This is a genomic window from Acinetobacter sp. YH12138 (assembly GCF_015218525.1).
Lineage (GTDB): Bacteria > Pseudomonadota > Gammaproteobacteria > Pseudomonadales > Moraxellaceae > Acinetobacter > Acinetobacter amyesii.
Genome location: NZ_CP048670.1, coordinates 2438836 through 2465248 on the forward strand (window position 1 = coordinate 2438836; position 26413 = coordinate 2465248).

The 26413-nt window shown below is 40.1% G+C and carries 25 protein-coding genes and 1 tRNA gene; 14 read left to right on the forward strand and 12 right to left on the reverse strand.

Going from position 1 to position 26413, the window contains the following annotated elements; genetic code table 11:
- Positions 1–113 precede the first annotated feature (113 nt).
- Positions 114–1400, reverse strand: coding sequence for an MFS transporter (locus G0029_RS11775; protein WP_180107547.1), 1287 nt, complete (start codon positions 1398–1400; stop codon positions 114–116).
- Between the two features lie 168 nt (positions 1401–1568).
- On the opposite strand from G0029_RS11775, the gene G0029_RS11780 reads away from it, so the two are divergent.
- The 5 genes from G0029_RS11780 (at position 1569) to putP (ending at position 6341) form a co-directional block, all read left to right on the forward strand.
- A complete protein-coding gene (locus tag G0029_RS11780) occupies positions 1569–2204 on the forward strand; it encodes a 1-acyl-sn-glycerol-3-phosphate acyltransferase (RefSeq protein WP_180092254.1) in 636 nt (211 codons plus the stop codon).
- Between the two features lie 61 nt (positions 2205–2265).
- A complete protein-coding gene (locus G0029_RS11785) occupies positions 2266–3189 on the forward strand; it encodes a patatin-like phospholipase family protein (RefSeq protein ID WP_180024072.1) in 924 nt (307 codons plus the stop codon).
- Between the two features lie 99 nt (positions 3190–3288).
- The gene (locus tag G0029_RS11790; protein ID WP_078189968.1) at positions 3289–3768 is read left to right on the forward strand and encodes an NfeD family protein; all 480 of its coding nucleotides are present in this window, start codon (positions 3289–3291) and stop codon (positions 3766–3768) included.
- 16 nt (positions 3769–3784) lie between these two features.
- Positions 3785–4639 carry an SPFH domain-containing protein gene (locus G0029_RS11795; RefSeq protein ID WP_180109779.1) on the forward strand — a complete coding sequence of 285 codons (855 nt, stop codon included), beginning with the start codon at positions 3785–3787 and terminating at the stop codon, positions 4637–4639.
- A gap of 211 nt (positions 4640–4850) precedes the next feature.
- On the forward strand, positions 4851–6341 hold the full coding sequence (gene putP / locus G0029_RS11800; RefSeq protein ID WP_078193047.1) for a sodium/proline symporter PutP: 1491 nt from the start codon (positions 4851–4853) through the stop codon (positions 6339–6341).
- Between the two features lie 198 nt (positions 6342–6539).
- Here the strand turns inward: putP and G0029_RS11805 are convergent, their stop codons facing one another.
- The 4 genes from G0029_RS11805 to prpF all read right to left on the reverse strand — a co-directional run bounded on the left by G0029_RS11805 (position 6540) and on the right by prpF (position 9952).
- Positions 6540–7448: a polyprenyl synthetase family protein gene (locus G0029_RS11805; protein WP_180107545.1), complete on the reverse strand. Its 909-nt coding sequence runs from the start codon at positions 7446–7448 to the stop codon at positions 6540–6542.
- A gap of 130 nt (positions 7449–7578) precedes the next feature.
- Positions 7579–8034: a GGDEF domain-containing protein gene (locus G0029_RS11810; protein ID WP_180107544.1), complete on the reverse strand. Its 456-nt coding sequence runs from the start codon at positions 8032–8034 to the stop codon at positions 7579–7581.
- Positions 8034–8555 (reverse strand): GGDEF domain-containing protein, encoded by a 522-nt coding sequence (locus G0029_RS11815; RefSeq protein WP_180107543.1) that lies wholly within the window; start codon positions 8553–8555, stop codon positions 8034–8036. Before G0029_RS11815 ends, G0029_RS11810 begins: the two co-directional genes overlap by 1 nt.
- 206 nt (positions 8556–8761) lie before the next feature.
- A complete protein-coding gene (gene prpF, locus G0029_RS11820; protein ID WP_180107542.1) occupies positions 8762–9952 on the reverse strand; it encodes a 2-methylaconitate cis-trans isomerase PrpF in 1191 nt (396 codons plus the stop codon).
- Positions 9953–10282: 330 nt separating this feature from the next.
- On the opposite strand from prpF, the gene G0029_RS11825 reads away from it, so the two are divergent.
- The 6 genes from G0029_RS11825 to G0029_RS11850 all read left to right on the forward strand — a co-directional run bounded on the left by G0029_RS11825 (position 10283) and on the right by G0029_RS11850 (position 17687).
- The gene (locus G0029_RS11825; RefSeq protein ID WP_078189974.1) at positions 10283–11671 is read left to right on the forward strand and encodes an amino acid permease; all 1389 of its coding nucleotides are present in this window, start codon (positions 10283–10285) and stop codon (positions 11669–11671) included.
- Positions 11672–11744: 73 nt separating this feature from the next.
- Positions 11745–11817 (forward strand) — tRNA-Arg (locus tag G0029_RS11830).
- 543 nt (positions 11818–12360) lie between these two features.
- The gene (locus G0029_RS11835) at positions 12361–13614 is read left to right on the forward strand and encodes an OmpP1/FadL family transporter (RefSeq protein WP_180108053.1); all 1254 of its coding nucleotides are present in this window, start codon (positions 12361–12363) and stop codon (positions 13612–13614) included.
- A 304-nt stretch (positions 13615–13918) separates the two neighbouring features.
- Complete coding sequence (locus G0029_RS11840; RefSeq protein ID WP_180035514.1) at positions 13919–15091, forward strand: OmpP1/FadL family transporter; 1173 nt, start codon at positions 13919–13921, stop codon at positions 15089–15091.
- A gap of 207 nt (positions 15092–15298) precedes the next feature.
- Positions 15299–16045, forward strand: a complete 747-nt coding sequence (locus G0029_RS11845; RefSeq protein ID WP_180168141.1) for an IS5 family transposase — start codon at positions 15299–15301, stop codon at positions 16043–16045.
- 265 nt (positions 16046–16310) lie between these two features.
- Positions 16311–17687: an OmpP1/FadL family transporter gene (locus tag G0029_RS11850; RefSeq protein ID WP_180110003.1), complete on the forward strand. Its 1377-nt coding sequence runs from the start codon at positions 16311–16313 to the stop codon at positions 17685–17687.
- A gap of 73 nt (positions 17688–17760) precedes the next feature.
- Here the strand turns inward: G0029_RS11850 and thrH are convergent, their stop codons facing one another.
- Positions 17761–18378, reverse strand: coding sequence for a bifunctional phosphoserine phosphatase/homoserine phosphotransferase ThrH (gene thrH / locus G0029_RS11855; protein WP_180085216.1), 618 nt, complete (start codon positions 18376–18378; stop codon positions 17761–17763).
- Positions 18379–18577: 199 nt separating this feature from the next.
- Between thrH and G0029_RS11860 the strand changes: the two genes are divergently transcribed.
- Both G0029_RS11860 and G0029_RS11865 read left to right on the forward strand, forming a co-directional pair.
- Positions 18578–19312: a phosphoadenylyl-sulfate reductase gene (locus G0029_RS11860; protein WP_180108050.1), complete on the forward strand. Its 735-nt coding sequence runs from the start codon at positions 18578–18580 to the stop codon at positions 19310–19312.
- Between the two features lie 166 nt (positions 19313–19478).
- Entirely contained in the window at positions 19479–20858 is a 1380-nt protein-coding gene (locus G0029_RS11865) for a WS/DGAT/MGAT family O-acyltransferase (protein WP_180108049.1), read from the forward strand.
- A 312-nt stretch (positions 20859–21170) separates the two neighbouring features.
- On the opposite strand, the gene G0029_RS11870 is transcribed toward G0029_RS11865, so the two are convergent.
- The 6 genes from G0029_RS11870 to G0029_RS11895 all read right to left on the reverse strand — a co-directional run bounded on the left by G0029_RS11870 (position 21171) and on the right by G0029_RS11895 (position 25936).
- On the reverse strand, positions 21171–21344 hold the full coding sequence (locus tag G0029_RS11870) for a PA1571 family protein (RefSeq protein ID WP_168379036.1): 174 nt from the start codon (positions 21342–21344) through the stop codon (positions 21171–21173).
- A gap of 142 nt (positions 21345–21486) precedes the next feature.
- A complete protein-coding gene (gene rng / locus G0029_RS11875; RefSeq protein WP_180108048.1) occupies positions 21487–22941 on the reverse strand; it encodes a ribonuclease G in 1455 nt (484 codons plus the stop codon).
- Between the two features lie 42 nt (positions 22942–22983).
- Positions 22984–23550 (reverse strand): Maf family nucleotide pyrophosphatase, encoded by a 567-nt coding sequence (locus tag G0029_RS11880; RefSeq protein ID WP_180024201.1) that lies wholly within the window; start codon positions 23548–23550, stop codon positions 22984–22986.
- Positions 23538–24029, reverse strand: coding sequence for a rod shape-determining protein MreD (gene mreD, locus G0029_RS11885; protein WP_168379038.1), 492 nt, complete (start codon positions 24027–24029; stop codon positions 23538–23540). The genes G0029_RS11880 and mreD overlap by 13 nt, the downstream gene beginning before the upstream one ends.
- On the reverse strand, positions 24016–24873 hold the full coding sequence (gene mreC, locus G0029_RS11890; protein WP_180108047.1) for a rod shape-determining protein MreC: 858 nt from the start codon (positions 24871–24873) through the stop codon (positions 24016–24018). The genes mreD and mreC overlap by 14 nt, the downstream gene beginning before the upstream one ends.
- 16 nt (positions 24874–24889) lie before the next feature.
- A complete protein-coding gene (locus tag G0029_RS11895) occupies positions 24890–25936 on the reverse strand; it encodes a rod shape-determining protein (RefSeq protein WP_078193300.1) in 1047 nt (348 codons plus the stop codon).
- 133 nt (positions 25937–26069) lie between these two features.
- Here G0029_RS11895 and gatC point away from each other — a divergent pair, with 133 nt between their 5' ends.
- The gene (gatC, locus tag G0029_RS11900) at positions 26070–26384 is read left to right on the forward strand and encodes an Asp-tRNA(Asn)/Glu-tRNA(Gln) amidotransferase subunit GatC (RefSeq protein WP_078189985.1); all 315 of its coding nucleotides are present in this window, start codon (positions 26070–26072) and stop codon (positions 26382–26384) included.
- The last annotated feature ends 29 nt before the right edge of the window (positions 26385–26413 follow it).

Consider the following 26413-nt stretch of genomic DNA (forward strand, 5'->3'; position numbering starts at 1 on the left):
AAATTATTTTGTAACAGATATTACACACGGGAAACATATTACAAAATTATTAAAATAATATTTGCATTGCTCTTTTAGTGCTTTAGCTGATAAAAAACAACCAAAATCATGATTTAGAAGTGATTTTGGTCATTTTTTGATGCTTTTCCCCAAAATAGAATCGGGACTAAGCTCAATGCAGCCAAACCTGTGATCCAAAATAAATAAGTGCTATAACCCAACTGATCGGCCACTATGCCACTGATGCTATACAGCCCCCCACTCACCGTCGCCATAATGGCAACCTGAAATGTAAAGTCCGTTGCTGCAAATGCTTTACGACTATATTGCATCACCAAAGTCAGCATGATCACAAGCAGCATGGCTGAAATCATGTCTTCGGCAGCATTGATCCCATAGATCAGCCATTCATGGACGGGCCGTTTTGCCTCGAACTGCAAAGCCAGCCATGCATAGGCCAATAAACTGAATATTTTCAATACCGAATAGAAAACCAAGGCTTGCGCCCGAGAAATATACTTCAAGCTAAGACCAGCAAGCCCTGCCCCAATTAAAGCAGCCACTGCACCTAGCATGGTGACATACAGACCGATTTGACTAAAACTCAATCCTAAATCGACCATCAGTGGCTTAAGTAGTGGACCTGCTAGACCATCTGCAAGCTTAAAACTCAATAAGATCATGAGCCACAGTGTGAGGGTTTTAGTTTGGGTAAAATAAGCCAAATACTGGCGAATAGCATAGAACAAGCCTGAAGTATGCTTATGGTTGTTATCATTCTCTTGAGAGGAAATTATGTTGAGCTGTGGCTTTAAAGGTTCTCGATATAGAAAAATAGGAATCGTATTGATGAACACCAATGCCGCTAAAAACAGAAATGTGGCTTGCCAATCCAACCAATCCAAGGCCCAAAGCACAGCACCGCCACCCACGATAAAGCCGAGTCTTGAACCAATCACCTGAAAGGTATTGCCCCAGTGCTGTTGGTCAGTTTTTAAAATATTGACGGCCAAGCCATCGGTTGCGACATCTTGAGTCGCACCAACCAAATTCATACTGAGTAAAGCCACAAAAAACAGCAGCAGATACATCGGTTCATTCAAACTTTGGATCGGCAAAAATGACAGGAAGACCAAGACCACCACGGACAACAACTGCATTGGAATAATCCAACTCCGATAGTGCCCTTTGGACCTTGAACCATGTCGATCAATCCACGGTGCCCAAAAAACTTTGATCGACCATGGCAGCATGAGTAATCCAAAGCCACCTATATGTGCCAAAGACACACCTTGCGCTCTTAAAATCACTGGTAAAGCATGCGTCATAAAACCGACAGGTAACCCTTGCGCCCAATATAAAGAAAACAGTAAAAGATTGAGCTGACGAAGCTGGATCATAAGTTCCTAAATGTTGAGTGCGCTGAAGTTACATTTAGAGTAGTCAAAATACGGCTATTTTGCCAATGATCTAAAAAAATCATAAACCTAAGATAAAGGTCAATGCTGATGCCGTATTTTTAAAGTGCATCACGTCGAAAATGGATTTCACTTATATAAGAATATGCAATGAATCAAAAGACTCAATTATTTCCAGTTTTGCCCGATCAAGTTCCATCACGCGGTTCCATCCTGAGCCGAACAATTTTTAAAAAACTTTTCTTGGCACAAGGATGGAAATTTGACGGCGAATTTCCCAACCTTGCCAAAGCTGTGGCAATCATTTCTCCGCATACTTCTAATATAGATGCATGGCATGGTTTTCTCGCCTTGCTTGGAATCGGGATAAAAATAACCATTTTTGGTAAAAACACCCTTTTTGATACTCCCTTAAAACCACTTTTGGATTGGGTCGGCGTGATCCCTGTGCAACGTGAAAATCCACATGGACTGACACGTGAAATTGCTGAGATTGTCCAAGCGACAGATCAAATTTGGATTGGAATGGCACCTGAGGGAACACGAAAAAAAGCCGATAAAATCCGCAGTGGTTTTTACTATATTGCCTATGAAGCACAGATACCTATTGTGATGTTTAGCTTTGATTATGCAAAGAAAACCATTCATTGCTTGGGTGTTTTTGAACCCAGTGGAGATTTTGAAACTGATCTCGAAAAAATTTTGAAGATTTATGATGGCAAATTTTCCCCGAAAAATCCCGAATGGTTGGCCTTGCCGTTACAAAAGCACTGGAAAAAGCCCTAGTCAAATGGCTATTTTTTTGATGTGATGTGCACTTTGTATATTTAACCATCAGATTTCACCCATGAAACTTTTGCAATACCTGATTCCTAGCCTCTTTGTATTGGCACTCACTGGCTGTGATTCTGCAACCAAAACACCTGCGACCACGACACCTACACCAGCCAAAGCACGTGAACCGGTGATCGCGATTGCGCTCGGTGGTGGCGGTGCCAAAGGTTTTGCTCATATTGGTGTGCTTAAAGTGCTCGAATCACACGGTATTAAACCTAAGATTGTGACTGGGACCAGTGCGGGTAGTTTTGTCGGTAGCTTGTACGCCAGCGGTAAAACACCATATCAAATGCAGCAATTGGCCTTGAACTTTAAAGAGTCCGATATTCGTGATTTAACCTTAAATAGCCAAGGCATTATTCAAGGGCAAAAACTGCAAGACTTTGTTAATAAAAACGTCGGCAATAAATCAATTGAACAATTTCCAAAGCGCTTTGCTGCTGTAGCCACCCGTTTGGATAATGGCAGTAAAACTGAATTTAACCGAGGTAATGCAGGCCAAGCGGTACGTGCATCGTGCAGCATTCCGAATGTATTTGTACCTGCAACCATTGCAGGGGTGAAATATGTCGATGGTGGCTTAGTCAGCCCAATTCCAGTGAAAACCGCACGTGATATGGGTGCAGATATCGTGATTGCAGTTGATATCTCTGCGCGTCCTGATGGTAGCAAAGCCGTAAGCATGTTTGGTTTACTCGATCAAACCATTAACATCATGGGACAACAAAGTATTAATGAAGAACTGAAAAATGCCAATTTCGTGATTCAACCTAAAGTGGGACATATCGGCACACTCGATTTGAAGTCGAGCAATGCGACGATTTTAGAAGGTGAAAAAGCCGCACAGCTCAAAGTGAATAGCATTATTAAGGCGATCGATAACTTTAAACAGTCCCCTGCGGCCTTTAAACCAGCACCAAAAGCGAAAATATAATTCAACGATTTTTTTTATATTCATTGAGTTATACATCTGCTACATTGATATAGATACTGGTTCATCTATATCAATTCACCCTTATATAAGAGTAGATGTATGGAATTTATTTTAGAACCTTGGCACTGGTTTGTATTGGGCGTCGCTTTGATGCTTTTTGAACTAATTTTGCCGTCTTTTGCTGCGCTCTGGTTTGGCGTCTCTGCAATTTTGGTTGGGATCTTATATTGGATCTTTCCATCCATGGACTTTAATGTCCAAATTGTGGTTTGGATTATTTTTGCCGTGCTCTGCACATTTTTGTGGTTCAAATTTATTAAGCCTTTATCCATTGATAAAACCAAAGCAGGTCTGTCCCGTGAAGCGACGATTGGCCAAGTGGGTATGGTGATTCAAACCCAGCTCAATCATGGCAGCGTTAAAGTTCGCTTCCCAATGCCTGTTTTAGGTTCAGACGAATGGCATTGCCGTACCCAAGATGCACTTCAAGTCGGCGACCGTGTTCGCGTGACCGATATTTTAGGCAATGATTTAGTCGTCCAACTGCACAGCAGCAACCACCCCACTGACAATCCATAAATAAGTGAGAAATGACATGTCTGGTGTTTCTATTGTTTTTTTAGCGCTCTTAGTTTTTGTAGCCGTCACCATTTTTAAAGGTGTCCGTATTGTTCCCCAAGGTTATAAATGGATTGTTCAGCGTTTAGGTAAATACCATACCACGCTCAATCCGGGGCTGAACTTTGTGATTCCGTATGTCGATGAAGTGGCTTATAAAGTGACAACCAAAGATATCGTGTTAGATATTCCCTCTCAGGAAGTGATCACTCGTGACAACGCGGTACTGCTGATGAATGCTGTGGCTTATATCAATTTAACCACGCCTGAAAAAGCAGTTTACGGTATTGAAAACTACACATGGGCGATTCAAAACTTAGTTCAAACCTCTTTACGTTCTATTGTCGGTGAAATGGACCTCGATGATGCACTTTCATCGCGTGATCATATTAAGGCTAAACTTAAAGCTTCTATTTCTGATGATATCTCTGACTGGGGTATTACGCTTAAAACTGTAGAAATTCAAGATATTAAACCGTCTCATACCATGCAAGCTGCGATGGAAGAGCAAGCGGCCGCTGAACGTCAACGTCGTGCAACCGTGACCAAGGCAGACGGTGAAAAACAAGCGGCTATTTTAGAAGCAGATGGTCGTTTAGAAGCCTCTCGTCGTGATGCAGAAGCTCAAGTGGTACTGGCAGAGTCTTCTCAACGTGCAATTGAAATGGTGAGTTCAGCCGTCGGCGATAAAGAAATTCCAGTTGCTTACTTACTGGGTGAACAATACGTTAAAGCCATGCAAGATATGGCTAAATCTAATAATGCCAAAACTGTGGTATTACCTGCGGATGTACTGAATACGATTCGTGGTGTTATGGGTCGTAATAACTAAATCTTCACATTAATTAAAATGGGTCGTGATATACGGCCCATTTTTATGCCCAAAACAAAAAAGAAGGCAAAGTTTGTCAATTTATGTTTAAATTTCACGTTATTTTTTTGACGTTTTAGGACTTATCGTTCGATTTCACCTACTTGGCTTAGGCAAATCCCATTGAGTCCCCTAATTAAACGCAATTGTCCAACGCCAAAGCGGATACCGTATGAGCTCCCTGAATCCCACCCTAATTACCTTTCTCTTCTATATTGTCGCCATGGTCGTGATCGGTTTACTTGCATACCGTGCGACCAGTAACTTTTCTGACTACATTTTAGGTGGCCGCCGATTAGGGAGCTTTGTCACTGCCCTTTCTGCAGGTGCATCGGATATGAGTGGTTGGTTGCTCATGGGTCTTCCGGGGGCGATTTACCTTTCAGGTTTATCTGAAATGTGGATTGCAATTGGTCTGATCATTGGTGCTTGGCTCAACTGGTTACTTGTGGCAGGTCGTCTTCGTGTACATACCGAAGTTCAAAATAATGCCCTGACCCTACCTGACTATTTCTCAAATCGTTTTAACGATCAAAAGAAAATCTTACGTATCGTGTCTGCTGTGATTATTTTGATTTTCTTCGCAATTTACTGTGCTTCAGGCATGGTTGCAGGCGCTCGATTATTTGAAAGTATGTTTGGTATGTCGTATAGCACTGCGCTTTGGATCAGTGCCATTGCAACGGTGAGCTATGTGTTTATTGGTGGCTTCCTTGCTGTCAGTTGGACCGATACCATTCAAGCGGGCTTTATGATTTTTGCCTTGCTACTTACCCCTATCGTGGTCATGTTGTCATTCTCTGATTTAAGCCAGTTCACTCTGGCACTAGAAGCGGCACGCCCTCAAGCGATGAATGTATTTGCTGACTTAAGTTTTGTCGCAATCATGTCTTTATTGGCATGGGGCTTAGGCTATTTTGGTCAACCGCATATCTTAGTCCGCTTCATGGCAGCAGATTCAGTTAAATCGATTCCCAATGCACGCCGTATTGGTATGACATGGATGACGCTCTGCCTCGGTGGCGCAGTTGCAGCAGGCTTCTTCGGTATTGCTTATTTCCAACAGCATCCAGAACTAGCAGGTGTCGTTACAGCAAACCCTGAAACGGTCTTTATGGAATTGACTAAAATTCTATTTAACCCATGGGTTGCAGGTATCGTATTGGCTGCGATTTTAGCTGCGATCATGAGTACCCTCAGCTGTCAGCTTTTAGTCTGCTCAAGTACATTAACTGAAGACTTTTATAAATCATTCTTACGCAAAAATGCTTCACAAAAAGAATTGGTTTGGGTCGGCCGTATTATGGTGTTAATGATTGCGTTGCTTGCGATCTATATGGCGGGTAATCCTGACTCTAAAGTCCTTGGTCTCGTCGCATATGCATGGGCAGGCTTTGGTGCTGCATTTGGCCCACTGATTATCATGTCATTGTTCTGGAAACGCATGACACTCAATGGTGCTTTAGCAGGTATGGTGGTTGGTGCTGTTATGGTTATTCTATGGAAAAACCTCTGGGGCGATACAGGCGTTTATGAAATTATACCAGGCTTCATCTGCTCACTCATTGCAATCATCATTGTAAGCTTAATGGGCAAAGCACCATCTGCTGAAGTCACTGAAAAATTTGAAGAAGCAGATCGTATCTATAAAGAAAGTATTTAAGACCAATAGCACTTAAATATAAGCTCTAATTTTTAATATCTGCAAAAAAAGGACGCTAGGCGTCCTTTTTTGTTTTTTATCATGTCATCCATTTAGCTATTCAGTAGATGGTTTATTGACTTCTGTTCCAAATATACAAAATATAAAAAAGCCCACAACATATTACATGTGTGGGCTGAGGTCTTTTACTGCGTCATATTAACTTTGACGTTTTAATAAAAACTGCGTGATCTTGTGCAATTCTGCCGCATCTTCTGCAAAATAATCCAAAGCTTGAAGCGCTTGAGCATGTAATTCTTCTGCATAAGCTTGCGCTTGCTCGAGACCCATTAACGCAGGATATGTCGATTTATCCACTAGTTGATCTTTACCTGCTGTTTTACCCAATGCTTCAGTGTCAGCAATAATATCTAAAATATCATCTTGCACCTGAAAGGCTAAACCAATCGCTAGACCAAATTCGCGGAGTTTAGGAATAGCTTGGTCTGTACCATTAAATATCGTCACTGCCGCCATCATGATTGCAGCAGAAATTAAAGCACCAGTTTTATTTCGATGAATGTTTTCTAGTTCATCCTGACTGACATGCTTGCCTTCCGCTTGTAAGTCTAGGACTTGTCCATTGACCATTTTTGAAGTTGCAGTCGCTAAAATTTGCATTTGCTTCAAGATGATCGGCGCTTCAACGGCTGGGCCTTGATCAAAGAGACGGCTGCCTAAAACTTCAAAAGCCATCGATTGTAAAATATCGCCAGCAAGTAAAGCCGTATCTTCACCAAAAGCCACATGACAGGTTGGTTGACCACGACGGAGTAAATCGTTGTCCATACACGGCAAATCATCGTGTGCCAATGAATAACAATGAATAAATTCAATCGCCACAGCAGCACGGCGTACGGCTGCAAAATTGGTATTGGGTTTTAACGCTGCTGTTGCATAACAAAGTGCCGGTCGAACGCGTTTTCCACCCAACATCACAGCATGATACACCGCCCCTTTTAAGGGTTCTGGAATTGAAAATGCATCAAGCGCTGTCAGTAAATCCTGCTGAATACGCTGCTGCGCTTCTGTCAGGGCATGTGTGGAAACGTCTGTTAAAGAAGACACATTCACCTCAAATACTTTAAATATTTAACTGCTTCGTTCATTAGCAAATTGACTGCCAATGTTTTCTGTCAATTTTGACCTGTTGCATCATACTGCTTTCTCAGATCTTTCTCTATGTTACGGCCTAAATCTATGTATTTTTCCCACAGTCTGATGGTTTTTTAAATGTCGTTTCCTCAAATAGCGCCACATTTTGTCCATCATTAAAACAGGTACAATTTTTCGAGTCTTTTTTGGCTTGATACAAAGCCTGATCGGCACGTGCCAATGTTTCAAAAAATGACTCTGTTCCATCCCACAAGGCCACTCCGCATGAGATACTCAGTTGTAGAGCTTTATCTGCATAATTCATCGAAGAAGCATAGATTTGCTCACAACATTGTTGTGCAATCGAACATGCAGTCGATATAGCCGTGCGTGGCAAAATCATTGCAAACTCTTCCCCACCCATGCGATATATTTGTGCATCTGCATGTTGACTAATTTGCATCCTTAAAAGCTGCGCACTTTTTCCTAAAACTTCATCGCCAAACGCATGACCGTAGATATCATTGATTTGCTTAAAATTGTCTAAGTCGAGCATCATCAAAAAATTTCATTGGCTTGTTCAACCGCGAAGCTTTTTTGCCACTGAGAAAGGTCTAAATCAAATCCACGTCGATTTTTTATCCCTGTCAGATAATCAAAATAAACTTGTTGTTCGAGTTGTTGGTTATGTTTCAACAGCGATAATTCGAATTGCTTTAAATTTGTAATGTCCGCACAGCACAACAACACATGTTCCAAATCGCCACTTTGTTTAAACTTAGGTTTGAGCGTGAACCAATAATGCCGTTCATTTTCACTATACATAAAGGGTTCAATGCTATCGTTCTCTAAACAGCGTAAATCAAACTCAGAACTTGTGGCTTTGGTTTTTTGCTGCATCACGGACACATGATTCAATACAATCTCTTGTAAGTCTGACTGAAATCGATGTTTAAATATTTGATTGGCGCATATCAGCTCAGCTGTCGCAGAAAATAACGCAGCAGGCATTGGCAACGCTTCTAATACAGCCAATTGTTCAGTAGGTAGGTCCGATTTTATTAAGTCTTTTTTAAGCATGGTTTCGCTACTTTTTTCAAGGTAAAGCTACGCAAAATGCTAACAAAATTAATCTGACATAAATCACAGAAACTTTATAATATTAAATGCAGTTCATATTATATAAAAATATATACCAATTCATGATTTGCTTATTCATATAAAAGATAAAGGCAAAAAAAAGCCCCTGCAAAGCAGAGGCTGATTTCAAATGAGATGTTAAATACTTAATCTAAACTATCCGCAGGAATACGCACCCAGCCTTCCATTAAGACACGCGCACTTCGGCTCATCACGGCTTTTTTAACGACCCACTGACCATTTTCATAAATTGCTTGCGCACCTACACGTAGCGTCCCAGATGGATGTCCAAAACGCACAGCTTCTCGCTCCCCACCACCCGCGGCTAAGTTCACAAGCGTTCCCGGTATCGCAGCTGCTGTACCAATGGCAACTGCCGCTGTGCCCATCATGGCATGATGCAGTTTCCCCATCGATAAGGCACGAACCAATAAGTCCGTATCTTGTTCTGAAATATATTTAGAACTCGAAGATGTATAGGCTTTCGGCTTTGAAACAAATGCAATCTTTGGGGTATGTTGACGCTGTTCTGCTTCAGCAATATCTGAAATCAAACCCATTTGCTGCGCACCATAAGCACGGATTTTTTCAAAACGGGCCAATGCCTTGGCATCACCATTGATCGCATCTTGCAGTTCAGTGCCGACATAACCAATATCTTCTGCATTTAAGAAAATGGTTGGAATGCCTGCATTAATAAATGTTGCAGGGAAACTGCCTTCATCGGGTACGGTTAAGGTATCGACCAAATTCCCTGTAGGGAACATAGCGCCGCCATCTTCACCATCATCTGCGGGGTCTAAAAATTCAATTTGAACTTCGGCTGCTGGGAAGGTCACACCATCTAGTTCAAAATCACCAGTTTCTTGTACTGCACCATCAGTAATAGGTACATGCGCAATAATGGTTTTTTGAATATTGGCTTGCCAAATACGAACCGTACATAAACCATTTTCAGGAATACGTGATGCCTCAACCAAACCATTTGAAATGGCAAATGCACCAACTGCTGCTGTTAGGTTTCCGCAGTTACCACTCCAGTCGACAAATGCTTTATCAATCGACACTTGTCCAAATAGATAGTCTACATCATGCTCAGGCTGTGAACTTTTTGCCAAAATCACGGTTTTACTGGTACTTGATGTCGCTCCACCCATCCCATCAATTTGTTTACCATAAGGATCTGGACTGCCAATCACACGCAATAAAAGTTGGTCGCGAACTTTTCCAGCTTGTTGTGCTGCAAGCGGTAAATCATCTAGCTTGAAAAATACACCTTTACTAGTACCACCACGCATATAAGTCGCTGCAATCTTAATTTGGGGAGCAAAACTCATTTTTATTGAATCCTTAATCTTTATCATTGTGTTTTGGCAGAGCGTTCTTTTCTGCGCTTTTGCATCATACAATGTTTAATTGAATTTTTAACAATCACATGACTTAAGTATAAAAAAACAACATTTGATACCTTTTCCATATAAAGCCAAGCATCAGAATTTCAATTAAAATAAAATTAATCTATTGATTCATAAATTTTTAATTCAGTATTTAAAACCAAAAACAGGTTATTAAACTTATAAATATTTTTCATAAATTTTGAGCTACTAGGCTATTCATTCTCTATACATTACAATTACCAAAATTAAACCATTCTCGGGAAGAGTAACTTGACTACCAATTCCTCCGAACTCAAGCGTGGCTTAAAGAATCGTCATATTCAATTGATTGCCATGGGTGGTGCAATTGGTACAGGCTTATTCTTGGGCTCAGCGCATGTGATTCAATCTGCTGGACCATCCATTATTCTCGGCTACGCCATTGGCGGTCTGATCGCCTTTCTAATTATGCGTCAGTTGGGTGAAATGATCGTCCATGAACCTGTAGCAGGTTCATTTAGCCATTTTGCATATAAATATTGGGGGAAATTTCCAGGTTTCTTAACAGGTTGGAACTACTGGATTCTCTATATTTTAGTGGCAATGACAGAACTCACCGCTGTTGCGAAATACATCAATTACTGGTGGCCTCATATTCCAGCGTGGGCATCTGTACTATTCTTCTTCGTGATCATTACTTTAGTAAACTTAGGTAATGTGAAGTTTTATGGTGAATCTGAGTTTTGGCTGTCGATTATTAAAGTCACTGCAGTTATTTCTATGATCGTATTTGGTTTGTATTTGCTACTGACGGCAGATGCCAACTCAACAGCATCATTTACCAACTTATGGAGTCAGGGCGGTTTCTTCCCAAATGGTTTTGAAGGCTTATTCTTCATGCTGGCTTTCTTGATGTTCGCCTTCGGTGGTATTGAACTGATCGGTATGGCTGCGGCCGAAGCTGAAAATCCCAAAGAAACTATTCCTAAAGCGATTAACCAAGTTGTATTTCGTATTTTGATTTTCTACGTGGGTTCTTTGACTATTCTATTGTCACTTGTGCCATGGAATCAGCTTGAACTAGGTGGTCTAGACAAAAGTCCATTTGTGATGATCTTTAGCCAACTGGGTATTGATTGGGCTGCACATTTACTGAACTTCATTATCCTAACTGCAGCACTGTCTGTTTATAACAGCGGTATGTATGCCAATAGCCGTATGCTTTACAGCTTGGCGAAGCAAGGTAATGCACCAAAAGTTTTCGCAAAAACCAACAAAAGTGGCGTGCCAATTCCAGCAGTATTACTTTCTGCAGTGCTGATTTTCGGTTGTGTACTCTTAAACTACTTCGTACCCGAAGATGCACTTGGTCACTTAATGTATGTAGTTGTTGGTGCGCTTGTCCTGAACTGGGCGATGATTACCATGACTCACTTACAGTTCCGTCGTGCAAAACGTATTTTGAATTTTACAACGTCATATCCCGCACTTTGGGCACCAGTCAGCAACTACATCGTTCTGATCTTTATTGCTTTAGTTCTATTTATTATGTGGACTCAGGGCTTTATGGAATCTGTTCTGATGATCCCTGTTTGGATTACAGTCATGTTATTAATGTTTAACTATCTTAATCCTAAAGATTTGAGCGACATTGACCCCAATGAAGTTCATAAAGACTAAGTAATTTAAAAAGTTATTGTTTCGGCAATAACTTTTTTTTTAGCTAAAATAGGAGTACATTAGCCTCCGTCTTGCGCTCTTAGCTTAACTGGATAGAGCAGTTGCCTCCTAAGCGACCGACGTGGGTTCGAGTCCCGCAGAGCGCACAATTTTTTGGACACCTCACCTCTCTGATTTTTTCAACTCACATTTATCAATAAAACTAAATTCAGAATTCTTAAATCTAAATTCAAAATTCATATCTAATTTTTTTTAACTTAATCTTTGTTTTTACTGATATTACTCTTGAGATTTTGTTTTTAAGAAGAATTGAATAGCACCTTTAGATTCCCTAACCATCTATTTGTCAATGCAAAAAACGACACATGGCGTGGTCTATAAGGCCAAAAAATCAATTTATGACTGCCCATATGAAAATATTTTTCAATTATTTTTAGGTTTAGAAAATAATGCAGTAACTAAAAATATTAAATAATAATCAAAATGTTATATGTATTAATTAGTACATTTACTCTAAATAGTTCGTTTTTCAATCATATTTTTTAATCTAGAGCATTTACTCTTATTTTAATTGTGCTATTTTTGTCACATGGAGTAACAATTAAGCCCAAGAGTATTAAAAAGTTTTCCATAACGAATATTTGCAGTAACCATAAAAATCAAATTCGTATCTCAAGGAATGACGAAGAATGAAATTAAAAACTTTAACTACAGCCATGATTCTTGCTTCAGTTCCAATGACAGGGGCTTTTGCAGCTGCACTAGATCGTTCAGGACAATCTATGTCTGCATTTTTACAACCAGGGAACTATTTTGAAGCAGGTATTTCGGTTTTAGATCCAACAGTAGAAGGTAAAGCTAAAGCTGCATATGGTGGTGGGAATCTATCCGATATGGCGGGTGATTATTATTTCCCAACAGCAGCAATTAAAGTTCAACCTACAAAAAACTTCTCATTCGGTTTGCTTTATGACCAACCTTTTGGAGCTGACGCAGCATATTCAGCAAATGACCCATTAGTAGCTGCTGGAACGGGCTTATTTCATTTAAATGGTGAAAATACTGAAGTTGAAGTAACTACTCAAAACCTTTCTTTCGTTGTTGGCTATCAGCCTGTTGAAAGTATCAATATTTATGGTGGTGCAGTTTATCAAACTGTGAAAGGTGATGTGCAACTTCGTGGTGCAGCTTATGGTTCAGCAAATGGTTTGGGTAAATATAATGCAACAATGAAGGAAGATTCAGCTGTAGGTTGGTTAGCTGGTTTTGCTTATCAAATTCCTGAAATTGCTTTAAAAGCATCGGTTACATACCGTTCTGAAATTGAACATGAAGCATCAACTCGTGAATTTGGCCAAAGTAACATAATGGCGTTAGTTACAAGCAATCCAGCAAACGCCATTTTCGATGAAAATACAACAACAAACATTACTACACCTCAATCCGTAAACCTTGATTTCCAAACAGGTATCATGGCGGATACAGTTGCATTTGCAAATGTGCGTTGGGTAAATTGGAAAGATTTTAGCATCCGCCCAGAAAAATTTGATCAAATTGGCCGCACTTTAGGCGCAGTAGGTCAAACACCAGATAACCCGAATGGTTTTGATTTAGTGTCTTATACTGATGATCAAATTTCAGCAACTGTAGGTGTTGGTCGTAAGTTAAGTGAAAAATGGGCTGGTAATGTCTCTGTAGGTTACGACACAGGTGCAGGCGACCCAGTTTCTACCCTTGGCCCAACTGAAGGTTATTGGAACGTCGGTTTAGGTTTACAATTTAGCCCTGCACCGAACTACTTCATTGCTGGTGGTGTGAAATACTTAATGCTAGGTGATGCTGATGCACAACCTGCGTCAATGTTTGGCACTAACAACTCAATTGCATCATTTGAAGATAACGATGCATGGGCTTACGGTCTAAAAATCGGTTACCGCTTCTAATTCTCGGTATTAGTAGATTGGAAATATATCCAATCTACTATTGTAAAAATAATTTAATTCAAATGTTCATAGATTGAGCATTTGAATTTCTTAAGTTCAAAGATAAACATTAAGTTAAATACTCTATTTTTTTATTTATAAATCATAAACATAAATAACACCTTCTAGAATAATTACTCTAGCATTGCTTATTTTTTAACTTATACAGTTCATTTTTAGAGTAGCAACTCTTATTTACTGTTTTTCTATTTATGTTACTTTCCACACATTGAAATAACATCAAAAGTTACAAACAGGGAAAAGTATGCGCTTAAATCACCTTAGCTACGCAATTTTACTTACCGCTTTACCAACAGCATCATTATTTGCAGCGGGTCTAGATCGTTCAGGTCAGTCTATTTCAGCATTCTTACAACCTGGTAACTACGCAGAAGCTGGCATTTCTATTTTAGACCCAAAAGTAGAAGGTCAAGATTTACTGAAAAATAAAGTTGATGACATGGGTGAAGACTACTACTTCCCTTCAGCAGCAATTAAAGTACAAGCGACAGATAAAATTTCTTTAGGTTTGATCTATGATCAACCGTATGGTGCAGATGCAGCTTACGACAGCAATTCACTTTTCTTCGGTTCAAACGGCACGGGTACAAGTGTTGAAGTTGATACACAAAACCTAACAGCGTTAATTGGTTACCAACCAACAGAGAACTGGAACTTCTATGCAGGTCCAGTATGGCAAACTGTTGAAGCAGATATCAAACTCCGTGGTTTAGCTTACCAAGGCCTTTCTGGTTATAACATCAAGATTGCTGAAGAAGAAGCATATGGTTGGTTAGCAGGTTTCGCCTACTCTATTCCAGAAATTGCTTTAAAAGCTTCTGTAACGTATCGTTCAGAAATCAAGCACAAAGCAACTGGTGAAGAAACTTATACGCTTTCATCTCCTATGACTGTTGCTCCTGATGTTACTCTACCTACAGGTACTACGATCGGTTTAGCTGACGCTCGTGTTGATGCAATTACACCGCAATCTGTAAACGTAGATTTACAAACTGGTATTGCTGCAAACACTTTAGCTTTTGCTAACCTTCGTTGGGTTCATTGGGATCAATTTGTAGTAACACCGCAAGCATTATTCCAACGTTCAGGCGGCAACAATTTAATTGATTATTCTGACGATCAGTACTCAATCACTACAGGTATTTCTCGTAAGTTCAATGATAAATGGGCAGGTACTGCAGCTGTCGGTTATGACTCTGGTGCAGGTAACCCTGTAACAACACTTGGCCCAACTGAAGGCTACTGGAGTGTTGGTTTAGGCGGTCAATACAGCCCTGCTGAGAACTATTTCATTCAAGCTGGTGTGAAATACTTCTGGTTAGGAGATGCGAAAGCGCAAACTGGCGGTACAGTTGTTGGCGAATTCAAAGACAATACTGCGCTTGGTTATGGCATGAAAATTGGCTATCGCTTCTAAGAATTAAAAAACTAAAAGCTCCTATATGGGGCTTTTTTTATTTTTGCATGTGACCCATTTCACACAATACATTTAGAATTTTATACAAGTTGCTTATTTTTCAAACAATTGATTTTATATCAATAATTTAGGGTCTGTTGACATTTGTTGATTAAAAAAATAGCGAGATAGTAAAATTAAATCGCCAAACCCAATTTTACACTCGCTATGCCTCGAACAATGCTAAATGATCAACACTGGTCCAAGTTACTTGCTATTTTCCGTCACTTTAATATTTATCTCAAATTAAATTTACGGAATTTTATTGAAGCGATTTTATTTCGAATTAGAACAGGCTGTCCTTGGCGTGATTTACCTCAAGAGTTTGGTAAATCAAATTCTATTTTTAAGAAATATAATCGATGGTCTAAAAATAGTAAGTTTATGAATATTTTTAAATTATTCAGCCAGCATGCTGATAAAGAGTGGATTTTTATCGATGGGAGCCATGTACGAGCGCATCAACATTCAGCCGGTATTAAGAATCAAAGTATTTCCAAAAGTATTGGTGGTAATAGTTCAAAAATACATTTAGCAATCGATTCAAATGGTAATCCTATTGAATTTATTATTTCAGATGGAACTTCACATGATATTAAGGTTGCACCTGATCTTGTATCAAAATTAGATTTAACAGAGTCAGAAATGCTATGTGCAGATAAAGGCTATGATTCAGAAAGTTTCAAAAAGAAAATTAGAGAAAGTAATACGAAAGCAAACATTCCTCGAAGATCAAATGCCAAATCTAGCAATGATGATATGGACTGGTATATGTATAAAATCAGACATTTAGTTGAAAATGCGTTTTGTAGATTAAAACAATTTAGAGGAATTGCCACAAGATACGATAAGCTAAAACGTAACTATCAAAGCGCTGTTGCTTTAGCTTGTATATTTATATGGTTGCCTCTTTAGCTCAATTTATCGGCTGTAAATGTCAACACACCCTAATGGATATTTATTTTATATATTTAATAACAATAGTTTATCTAAAAATTATTAAAGTATTTATTCTAATTATTTAAAATCAACAGCTTTTTTTTACCCTAAGTTCAAATTTAGAGTCTTTACTCTTTTTTTTATTATGCTATTTTTTGGTGCAAGATATGATTAAAAAAATTACATATCTTTAAATTTTATTAACGCATTGACGCGTTTTTTATACTAGGAAAGTAGAAAAATGAACTTAAAAGCATTAACAAGTGCCATTTTATTTGCCAGCGTACCTACGACCGCGGTGTTTGCCGCAGCAATGGATCGCTCTGGGCAGTCAATTTCTGCATTTTTACAACCGGGTAATTATTTTGAAGCAGGGATTTCAGTTTTAGATGCCGATGTTTCTGGCAAATTAAAAGATAATTATACAGTTACAGGTGGTGGTGCAAATACAGCAAAATCAATTCAAGGTACTGAACTTGGTGATATGGCAGAGAGCTATCATTTCTACAATGCTGCATTAAAAGTACAAATGACAGATAATGTTTCATTTGGATTAATTTACGACCAGCCTTTTGGTGCTAAAGCAAAATATTCAACAAATGATAAACGTCAAACCGATAGTGTTTCACTCAAAACCAATGAAGTTGGCGCATTTACTGTCGGAGATGAAGCAACATCCGTTGATGTAAATACACAAAATTTATCATTTATTTTTGGATACCAACCAAATGAAAATTGGAATATTTATGCAGGTCCAGTTTATCAGACAGTTAAAGGTGATGTGACTTTACGTGGTTCTGCTTATGGTCCATTTGGAGGAGTTAACTGTCCGATTAGCGCTTGCAGTTTGAACTCCACAATTCAAGGTACTAAAGATAAATTTAATGGTTATGAAGCTCGTATAGCAGAAGATTCTTCTGTTGGTTGGCTTGCTGGCTTTGCTTTTCAAATACCGGAAATTGCACTTAAAGCATCTGTTACTTACCGCTCGGAGATTGAGCATAGTGTAACTCCTGATGAAGTTATGCCAGCTAACTCCCTGATGGGCGGCTTAGGTGGTATTAAACCTATGGTAGATGGTTATGAATTTAAAGAGGGTAAAACTGATGTAACCACACCACAGTCTGTAAATTTAGATTTTCAAACGGGGATTATGGCCAATACAGTAGCATTTGCTCAATTGCGTTGGGTAGATTGGTCGGAATTTAAAATACGCCCAAATAAATTTGGTCAATTAGCATCTGCTCTAACAAACAAAGTAATTGGTGACCCACGTGGCTTTGATTTAGTTGCCTACGAGAAGGATCAAATTTCGGCGAATGTGGGTGTCGGACGTAAGTTTAATGAACAATGGGCTGGCACAGTCATGGTTGGTTGGGACTCTGGGGCTGGTAACCCTGTATCGACTCTTGGCCCAACAGAGGGTTATTGGAGCCTCGGTTTAGGTGGACAATTTAGTCCAACTCCACAAACATTTGTACAAGCCGGTGTTAAGTACTTCTGGCTAGGTGATGCAAAATCACAAGTTGCAAGTCATTTCGGTACAGATGAATATGCTGCAAACTTTGAAGATAACGATGCAATTGGTTATAGCTTGAAAATTGGTTACCGTTTCTAAGTTGCTTTAAAAACTTTGGATTAAACAAGAAAGGGCGCTATAAGCGCCCTTTTCTATAACTTACTATTCAGAATTAAGCTGGAATATCCCGAATAGAAGCATTACGAATCGCTTCTTTCAGTGCTGCATAACCATGAATTGGTGGGAACTGTGGAAACTCCGCAATCACATTGTCAGGCGCATCAAATAAGAAACCCGCATCTGCTTCACCAAGCATCGTCGTATCGTTATAAGAATCACCTGCTGCAATCACACGGAAGTTTAACCCATGTAATGCTTGAACGGCTTTACGCTTTTGATCAGGTTGACGAAGCTTATAAGCTGAGATCATACCATTTTCATCAGTTTCTAATTTGTGACAGAAAATCGTTGGCCAACCAAGTTGCTGCATTAATGGATGTGCAAACTCATAGAAAGTATCTGAAAGAATAATTAATTGAAAATGAGTACGCACCCACTCTACAAACTCTTTTGCACCTTCAAATGGCCCCATATCTGCGATTACGTCCTGAATATCGTTCAAACCCAAACCATGTTGTTTTAGTATATTTAGACGTTGAGTCATCAACACATCGTAATCTGGAATGTCACGAGTCGTTGCTTCAAGTTCTTTAATGCCTGTTTTTTTCGCAAAATTAATCCAAATTTCAGGTACTAAAACCCCTTCTAGATCTAAACAAACGACTTCCATGCACTCTACCCTCTGTTAAGTGAAAAAAATTTTCAATATCATAGCGGAAGAATAAAAAAATGCATTGTTCTTTTTTAAATCTATTTTTTTCATAAGTATCTATTTTTTAGTGATAAGTGTGTTTTAGCATTTCCATTAAAATAGTTCTGAAATAAATTAATATAGGTTTTAACGTTCCAAGCCTATAGCCAGGACATTCATGACTACCATCCCTACTATTGACCTTGTCGATGCACTTGCATCTGAATATGCAGATAAATCACCTTCTGAGATTATGAAACTTGCGCTAAGCCAGCAAGGTGAAGTTGCGATTTCCTTTTCTGGTGCAGAAGATGTTGTACTAATAGATCTTGCATCGAACTTAGGGATTCCATTTCGTGTATTTAGTTTAGATACCGGTCGCTTACACCCTGAAACTTACCAATTTTTAGATACTGTCCGTAAACATTATAAAATTGATATCGAAATCTGTTTCCCAGAAAGTGATGCTGTACAAAAACTAGTAACAGAAAAGGGCTTTTTTAGCTTCTATCAAGATGAACATAAAGAATGCTGTGGTATCCGCAAAGTACAACCTTTGCGTAAAAAACTAGCCACTTTAGATGGCTGGATCACTGGTCAACGTAAGGACCAAAGCCCAGGCACACGTAATGAAATTCCTGTAGTACAAGCTGACCCAGGTTTTTCAGGTGCGGGCAAACAATTAATTAAATACAATCCTTTGGCAAACTGGTCTAGTGCTGATGTATGGAACTATATCCGTCTAATGGAAATTCCATATAATCCACTACACGAACGTGGCTTTATTTCGATAGGCTGTGAACCATGTACTCGACCTGTTTTACCGAATCAACACGAACGTGAAGGTCGCTGGTGGTGGGAAGATGCAACCCATAAAGAATGCGGCTTACACGCAGGCAACATGAAAAAATAAAGAGCACAAAACCACTGCACAGCAGTGGTTTTTTCAACGCATCGATACACATAATTCCGTATCATTTCAACGTAAAAACGCTATACTGCAAATGACAATTTAATAATTCTAACAATGCTACTCATACATGAGCAGCTGTAGAAATTGCAGTGAGGCAATCAACGCTATGCGTCCATTACATCCTATTGATTTCATATTCTTAAATTTAGAGAAACGGCAACAACCAATGCACGTAGGTGGTCTATTTTTATTTCAGATCCCTGACAATGCACCTGATACTTTTATTCAAGATTTAGTCGCAGATATTCGTAATTCAAAATCCATTCCTATTCCTCCTTTTAACAATAAACTCAATGGCTTCTTTTGGGATGAAGACGAAGAGTTTGATTTAGATCATCACTTCCGCCATATCGCACTGCCGCATCCCGGTCGTATCCGTGAACTTCTGACTTATATTTCACAGGAACACAGTGCGTTGATTGACCGCGCAAAACCACTTTGGACTTGCCATATTATTGAAGGCATTGAAGGCAATCGTTTTGCCATGTACTTCAAAATCCACCACGCGATGGTCGATGGCATTGCAGGTATGCGTTTAGTTGAAAAATCACTTTCACATGACCCAAATGCTAAAAGTATTGTGCCACCCTGGTGTGTTGAGGGCCCTCGTGCAAAACGCCTGAAGCAGCCTAAAGTCAGTCGCATGAAAGGTCTCCTATCGACCATTAAGGGACAACTTGACTCAACACCACGAGTTTTATATGAACTGTCACAAACTGTAATGAAAGATATGGGCCGTAACCCAGATTATGTGTCTAGTTTCCAAGCGCCGAGTTCAATATTAAACCAACGGGTTAGTTCTTCACGTCGTTTCGCTGCACAATCTTTTGAATTTTCACGTTTGTCACATATTGCCAAGTCACTCGGCGTAACAATTAACGATATTGTGCTCGCAATTTGTTCAGGTGCATTACGTGAGTATTTAATTACACAAAATGCTTTACCTAAAAAGCCATTGATTGCCATGGTTCCTGCATCGGTTCGTACAGACGATTCAGATATGTCAAACCGTATTACCATGATTTTGGCAAACCTTGGTACCCATAAAGAAGATCCGCTAGAGCGCTTGAAGATTGTGCGTCGTAGTGTGCTCAATGCCAAAGAACGCTTTAAGCGGATGAACTCGAATCAAATTTTAAACTACAGTGCTTTTGTCTACAGTGCAGCAGGTTTAAATATTGCATCAGGCTTTATGCCAAAACGTCAGGCCTTTAACTTGGTGATTTCAAATGTTCCCGGCCCACAAGAGCCGTTATATTGGAATGGTGCACGTTTAGAAGCACTCTACCCTGCGTCCATTGTTTTGGATGGTCAAGCGCTTAATATCACCATGACCAGCTATTTAGATAAGCTTGAAGTTGGTTTAACGGCATGTCGTAATGCACTGCCAAAAATGCAAAATTTACTAACGCATTTGGAAGAAGAAATTCAACGATTTGAAGCTATTGTGAACCAAGATTCCCCAAAGTTTCAGGCGGTTAGCTAACCGCCTGCTTCACAACTTAGTATCAGTTCATCAGCAGATTGAACCATCAAAAATTAAAAACCCGTCTAAATTAAACAATGTAGACGGGTTTTTAGTATTTGAACTTTGATTAATTTTTTGGAGTAATTTATGTGTATAAGCTAAAATTTAGGTGAACAAATCCGTTGTTATTGTTTAATTATGACTTGTAGATACGCACTGATAATTAAGTTTATTTTCCATTCTTTATAAAATTTTAGCGCATTAATAAATTTAGAATCGCGCGTTAGCACTTTAACCCTCTGGATTACATTATTATTTATATTTCAATATTTAAGCTTTAATTGCTCGGCACTGTTTAAGTAACTGATGACAAGCAGAGCGAATCATAGACGCTGTAATTTGAACTTCATTACCACGCTCATCCACGATATAACCTGAATGGATCGCTTTTGCTTCAACGACAGTTTTAAGACCACTTTTCATTACTGTTTTACTAACACCCATAATACACCTCTTTTTGCTAAGCCATTTTCAAGTTCATTACGGGAAAACGGCTTTGGCTATTTGATGTGTCTAGTATTCAAAATAACAGTTCAAAAGTAAAATCTCAGTTGTAACAAGTGTTTAACGATATTCTGTTACAATTTCAACTCAGAATGATATCGTATTGCTCTTGCGTATATAAATTTTCCACTTGGAACTTGATCACACGACTAATAAAGTGCTCTAAATCAGCTACCGCAGGTGCTTCAGCAGTTAACAATCGGTCAATCACCGACGGATGTGCCACCACAGTGAAACCACTTTGTGATTCATAGGCACGTGCATATCTCAAAATTTCACGGAAAATTTCATAGCAAACTGTTTCAGCCGTTTTCACATAACCGCGCCCCTGACAAGTCGGGCAAGAATCACAAAGGAGATGCTCCAAAGATTCACGGGTGCGTTTACGCGTCATTTCCACCAAACCCAGCTCAGACACTTGAGTGATCTTTGTTTTTGCATGATCGCGCTCAAGCATTTTCTCAAACTGGCTCATCACTTCTTCTCGATGATGTGCTTCTTGCATATCAATGAAGTCAATAATGATAATCCCGCCCAAGTTACGTAGACGGAGCTGACGTGCAATGACCTGTGTGGCTTCCATATTGGTTTTAAACACAGTGTCTTCAAGTGAACGACCACCGACGTAGGAGCCAGTATTGACATCAATCGTGGTCATCGCTTCAGTTTGATCGATCATCAGATAGCCGCCAGACTTAAGTGCGACACGTGTCTGTAAGGCTTTCTGAATATCTTCTTCAACATTGTACAAGTCAAAAATTGGACGCTCACCCGGATAATGCAGTAAGCGATTTTGCATACTCGGTACAAATTCTTGAACAAACTCTTGCAATTTGCCATGCACTTCACGTGAGTCGACCTGAATTTTAGACGTATCTTCATTGGCCAAATCACGGATGACGCGTTGCGGTAAAGGTAGCTCTTCAAAAATCAATGAAGGCACAACAATACTGCGTTGTTTACGTTGAATGTATTCCCACAGTTTTGCTAAATAAGCCATGTCCTGCGCAATTTCACATTCAGGAATACCTTCGGCGGCAGTACGAACGATGACGGAACCCGGTAAGTTGTGTTCCTTTTGAATGTGTTCAATCATGCTACGCAAGCGATCACGCTCTTCTTCAGACTCAATGCGCTGTGAAACACCGGTATGACTGCCATATGGCATTAAAACGAGGTAACGGGAAGGAATTGAAAGATCAGTCGATAGTCGTGCACCTTTGGTACCCAACATATCTTTCATGACTTGTACGGTGAGTACTTGCCCCGGTTGTAACAGCTCAAAAACGTTCGGGGTCGGTTGATTGCGCTGCCAAACCATATCATTGATATGTAAAAAAGCCGTTCTCGACAATCCAATATCAATAAAAGCAGCCTGCATACCCGGAAGCACACGAACAACTTTCCCTTTATAAATATTGCCCACTAACCCACGCTTCACGGTGCGTTCAACAAATAATTCATTGACCGTACCGTTTTGAATCAACGCCACACGACATTCCATCGGTGTGACGTTAATCAACAACTCGTCAGACATATCAAAACTCAAAACATTATAAAAATTCTTGTGTTGCAGCAGTTAATTTAATGCCTTAACTGTCTGTAATAACTGTACGGTTTCATGCAAAGGCAGCCCAACGACATTGCTGTAGCTCCCTTCAATACAAGGAATATAGCGCGCAGCAATTCCTTGAATAGCATAGGCTCCCGCCTTGCCGATTGGTTCACCTGTTGCCCAGTAGCTTTCCATGTCAGCTAGACTCAGCGTTTGAAATTCAACCTGTGTACGCACTACTATACTGTATATTTGATCTTTTGTACTGACACAAACACCTGAAAACACATCATGTTTTCGTCCAGAGATCATTTCCCACATAGAAAAAGCATGTGCTTTCGACGCTGGTTTTCCTAAAATGTGCTCATCTACGCCTAAACTGGTATCGGCGGCAATAACGATAGCATTAGGGAATTGTTGTTGTACTGCGCAAGCTTTGGCACGTGCTAAACGCTCTACATAATCCGCTACAGGTTCTCCTTCCAACACGGACTCATCAATATCTGGACTGAAAATGTCAAATTCCAGACCTAATTGTTGCAATAGTTCGCGTCGTCGAGGAGAACTCGAAGCTAAAATTATATGCGCCATTTTCTCAGGAAGTAATACATGATTGGCCAAATGAGTAAGCTAGTTACAATTGGCTGCCAATGGCGAGCAAACGAAAACTGTGCCCCACCCATCACTTGAACAATCCACACAAACAGTAAATGCGCGAAAATTGCCATTGCAGCAATAATCCATAAATTACCAAATGTGAGGATACGACGTTCACGGGTTAAAAAGCGTGTCACAAATGCAATGACCACAAAACTCAGTGCGTTCATACCAAAAGGCGCATCAGTCAATAAGTCGGTAAATAGACCTGTGGCAAATGCAAACCAAACACCGCACCATGTCGGCTGACAGAGTACCCAAAATAACATGATCATCATCATGAATAATGGGCGCCAACCCGATAGGTCATAAGAAAGCGGATACACCATCAGCACGGATGCCAAAATGATGGAAAAGATAATCGGAAATAATGGGTCGCGCTCTGTATGACGACTAAGCTTAGCGAGTGACATGCGGTTGCTCCATCGCTAAAGAATCGGAAAATAGCACAACCACATGATGACCACCTGCCAATTGGGCAGCAGGATTGATATCAATTTGGGCAAATTCACCGCTATTGTGACGACTGACTTTCGACACTGTCCCCACCAAATATCCTGCTGGGAAATGTGCCCCTAGCCCTGAGCTATAGACTTTTTCACCGACTTTGATATTGGCACTGGTTGGCACGTAGTCCATCTTAAGTCGACCTAAGTCACCTGTACCCGTAACGATTGCGCGCATACCGGTATGCTCCATCCGCACGGATAAAGAGTGCTCTTTGTCTGAGAGCAACATGACACGGCTACTATGCTGGTAAACATTGATAATTTGCCCCATAATGCCCTTGTCATCGAGTACAGTTTGTCCCACTTTAAGCTGACTGCTGGCTCCACGGTTAATCACAATAATATGACGTAAGGGATCAGCATCGGTACCAATGACTTCGGCAATCTCCATACGACCATCAATGATGAGTGGTGTATCGAGTAGTCCACGCAGTCGAGTATTTTCAGCAGAAAGTTCAGAAAGTTTCTGTAAACGGACTTGAGCCTGAATTAACTCTGCTTGCATCGCGGTATTTTCACGACGTAATTGAGCTTCAGACTTGGTTTGTTGATTCAGCCATTCTCGCGATAACACTGGATAGCTTGCAAGTGCATAAATTGGATTATATGCCGCATACAAGACGTCTCTGGCCGGTTGAATTACATGTGGCATGCGCCAATCAAAGAAAAGCACCACCAAGCATGTAATCACCGCAATGATAAATGAGCGAAAAGATGGCGGTTGTCTTGAAAACAGTTGCGTTTGCACCCGCCGAGTCCTTTTCTTAGCCTACAAATAACATGTCATGATTTGGGTTATCGAAGAATTCGAGAACCTTACCGCCACCACGTGTAACACATGATAGTGGATCTTCTGCAACTACGACAGGAAGACCTGTTTCTTTTGCAAGAAGCTTATCAAGATTGCGAAGTAATGCACCGCCACCAGTCAACACAATACCGCGTTCTGCGATGTCTGAAGACAACTCAGGTGGCGTTTGCTCTAGTGCAGATTTAACCGCAGACACAATGTTTTGTAGTGGATCAGAAATCGCTTGAGTCACTTCATCAGAAGTGACAGTAATCGCACGAGGTACACCTTCTGCCAAGTTACGACCACGGACTTCGATTTCCAAAGGTTTTGCACCTTCTTCTGGAAGCGCCATACCAACTTCTTTTTTGATGTTTTCTGCAGTGGTTTCACCAATCACACAACCATGTGCTTTACGCACGTAATTAATGATTTGTTCATCAAATACATCACCACCGATACGTAGTGAGTCTGCATAGACACAACCTTGAAGTGAAATGATCGCGATTTCAGTTGTACCACCACCAACATCGACAACCATCGAACCACAAGCTTGCTCAACAGGCATACCTGCACCAATTGCAGCAGCCATTGGCTCTTCAATTAAGCGAACTTCACGTGCACCTGCATTGTATACAGCTTCACGGATTGCACGGCGTTCCACCAACGTCGATTTACATGGCACACACACCACGACACGCGGTGCAGGTGGGAACAAACGTTTTTCGTGCACTTTGCCAATGAATTGATTCAACATCGTTTCAGTGACTTCAAAATCTGCAATCACACCATCTTTCATTGGGCGAATCGCAGAAATATTTGCAGGTGTACGACCTAGCATTTGCTTCGCGTCAAGACCTACTGCGGCAACGATTTTTTGTGAACCACTGTGGCGAATTGCCACCACCGTCGGTTCATTTAATATAATGCCTCGTCCTGGCGCATAAATAAGTGTATTTGCAGTGCCTAAATCAATGGCAAGATCCGGCGAAAACAAGCCAATTAGTCGTTTTAGAATCACGGGGACGTTCTCAGTTAAACTTTTATATGGACGCAAGGTGGCAACTTTAACTAAATGTGATGATTTGAACAAGTCAATCGCTTATTATAAGCCACGATATTTTGAATTTTTTTAATACTGATTAGGTAATGTTATGTCTACATCGGATGCACAGCATTCTGCAGATCTAAATGCACAAACAGTTTCAGCGATTGCCCATCTGGCTCGATTGTCGCTAGATGAAGCGCAATCTGCTGACTATGCTCAAAGTTTAAATAAAATTTTAGGCATGATGGAAACCCTGAAAGGCATCGATACTGACGGTGTTGAACCACTAAAAAGTCCATTCGACAATCCGCAGCCCTTACGTGAAGACGTGGTATCTGAGACCAATCATCGCGAAGCATATCAAGCAGTTGCTCCTGCAGTACAGGATGGCTTGTACCTTGTTCCGCGTGTGATTGAATAATTTTTATTCAGATCAACATTTTTTCAAAT

What these genes read in the sequence shown, in the direction of transcription:
- G0029_RS11775 (WP_180107547.1), bottom strand. Translation starts at nt 1,400, where the DNA reads ATGATCCAGCTTCGTCAGCTCAATCTTTTACTGTTTTCTTTATATTGG.
- mreD (WP_168379038.1), bottom strand. Translation starts at nt 24,029, where the DNA reads ATGTCACTCGCTAAGCTTAGTCGTCATACAGAGCGCGACCCATTATTT.
- G0029_RS11780 (WP_180092254.1), top strand. Translation starts at nt 1,569, where the DNA reads ATGAATCAAAAGACTCAATTATTTCCAGTTTTGCCCGATCAAGTTCCA.
- gatC (WP_078189985.1), top strand. Translation starts at nt 26,070, where the DNA reads ATGTCTACATCGGATGCACAGCATTCTGCAGATCTAAATGCACAAACA.
- G0029_RS11785 (WP_180024072.1), top strand. Translation starts at nt 2,266, where the DNA reads ATGAAACTTTTGCAATACCTGATTCCTAGCCTCTTTGTATTGGCACTC.
- G0029_RS11790 (WP_078189968.1), top strand. Translation starts at nt 3,289, where the DNA reads ATGGAATTTATTTTAGAACCTTGGCACTGGTTTGTATTGGGCGTCGCT.
- G0029_RS11865 (WP_180108049.1), top strand. Translation starts at nt 19,479, where the DNA reads ATGCGTCCATTACATCCTATTGATTTCATATTCTTAAATTTAGAGAAA.
- G0029_RS11840 (WP_180035514.1), top strand. Translation starts at nt 13,919, where the DNA reads ATGCGCTTAAATCACCTTAGCTACGCAATTTTACTTACCGCTTTACCA.
- G0029_RS11850 (WP_180110003.1), top strand. Translation starts at nt 16,311, where the DNA reads ATGAACTTAAAAGCATTAACAAGTGCCATTTTATTTGCCAGCGTACCT.
- prpF (WP_180107542.1), bottom strand. Translation starts at nt 9,952, where the DNA reads ATGAGTTTTGCTCCCCAAATTAAGATTGCAGCGACTTATATGCGTGGT.
- rng (WP_180108048.1), bottom strand. Translation starts at nt 22,941, where the DNA reads ATGTCTGACGAGTTGTTGATTAACGTCACACCGATGGAATGTCGTGTG.
- putP (WP_078193047.1), top strand. Translation starts at nt 4,851, where the DNA reads ATGAGCTCCCTGAATCCCACCCTAATTACCTTTCTCTTCTATATTGTC.
- G0029_RS11845 (WP_180168141.1), top strand. Translation starts at nt 15,299, where the DNA reads ATGCCTCGAACAATGCTAAATGATCAACACTGGTCCAAGTTACTTGCT.
- thrH (WP_180085216.1), bottom strand. Translation starts at nt 18,378, where the DNA reads ATGGAAGTCGTTTGTTTAGATCTAGAAGGGGTTTTAGTACCTGAAATT.
- G0029_RS11880 (WP_180024201.1), bottom strand. Translation starts at nt 23,550, where the DNA reads ATGGCGCATATAATTTTAGCTTCGAGTTCTCCTCGACGACGCGAACTA.
- G0029_RS11810 (WP_180107544.1), bottom strand. Translation starts at nt 8,034, where the DNA reads ATGATGCTCGACTTAGACAATTTTAAGCAAATCAATGATATCTACGGT.
- G0029_RS11835 (WP_180108053.1), top strand. Translation starts at nt 12,361, where the DNA reads ATGAAATTAAAAACTTTAACTACAGCCATGATTCTTGCTTCAGTTCCA.
- G0029_RS11795 (WP_180109779.1), top strand. Translation starts at nt 3,785, where the DNA reads ATGTCTGGTGTTTCTATTGTTTTTTTAGCGCTCTTAGTTTTTGTAGCC.
- G0029_RS11870 (WP_168379036.1), bottom strand. Translation starts at nt 21,344, where the DNA reads ATGGGTGTTAGTAAAACAGTAATGAAAAGTGGTCTTAAAACTGTCGTT.
- G0029_RS11860 (WP_180108050.1), top strand. Translation starts at nt 18,578, where the DNA reads ATGACTACCATCCCTACTATTGACCTTGTCGATGCACTTGCATCTGAA.
- G0029_RS11815 (WP_180107543.1), bottom strand. Translation starts at nt 8,555, where the DNA reads ATGCTTAAAAAAGACTTAATAAAATCGGACCTACCTACTGAACAATTG.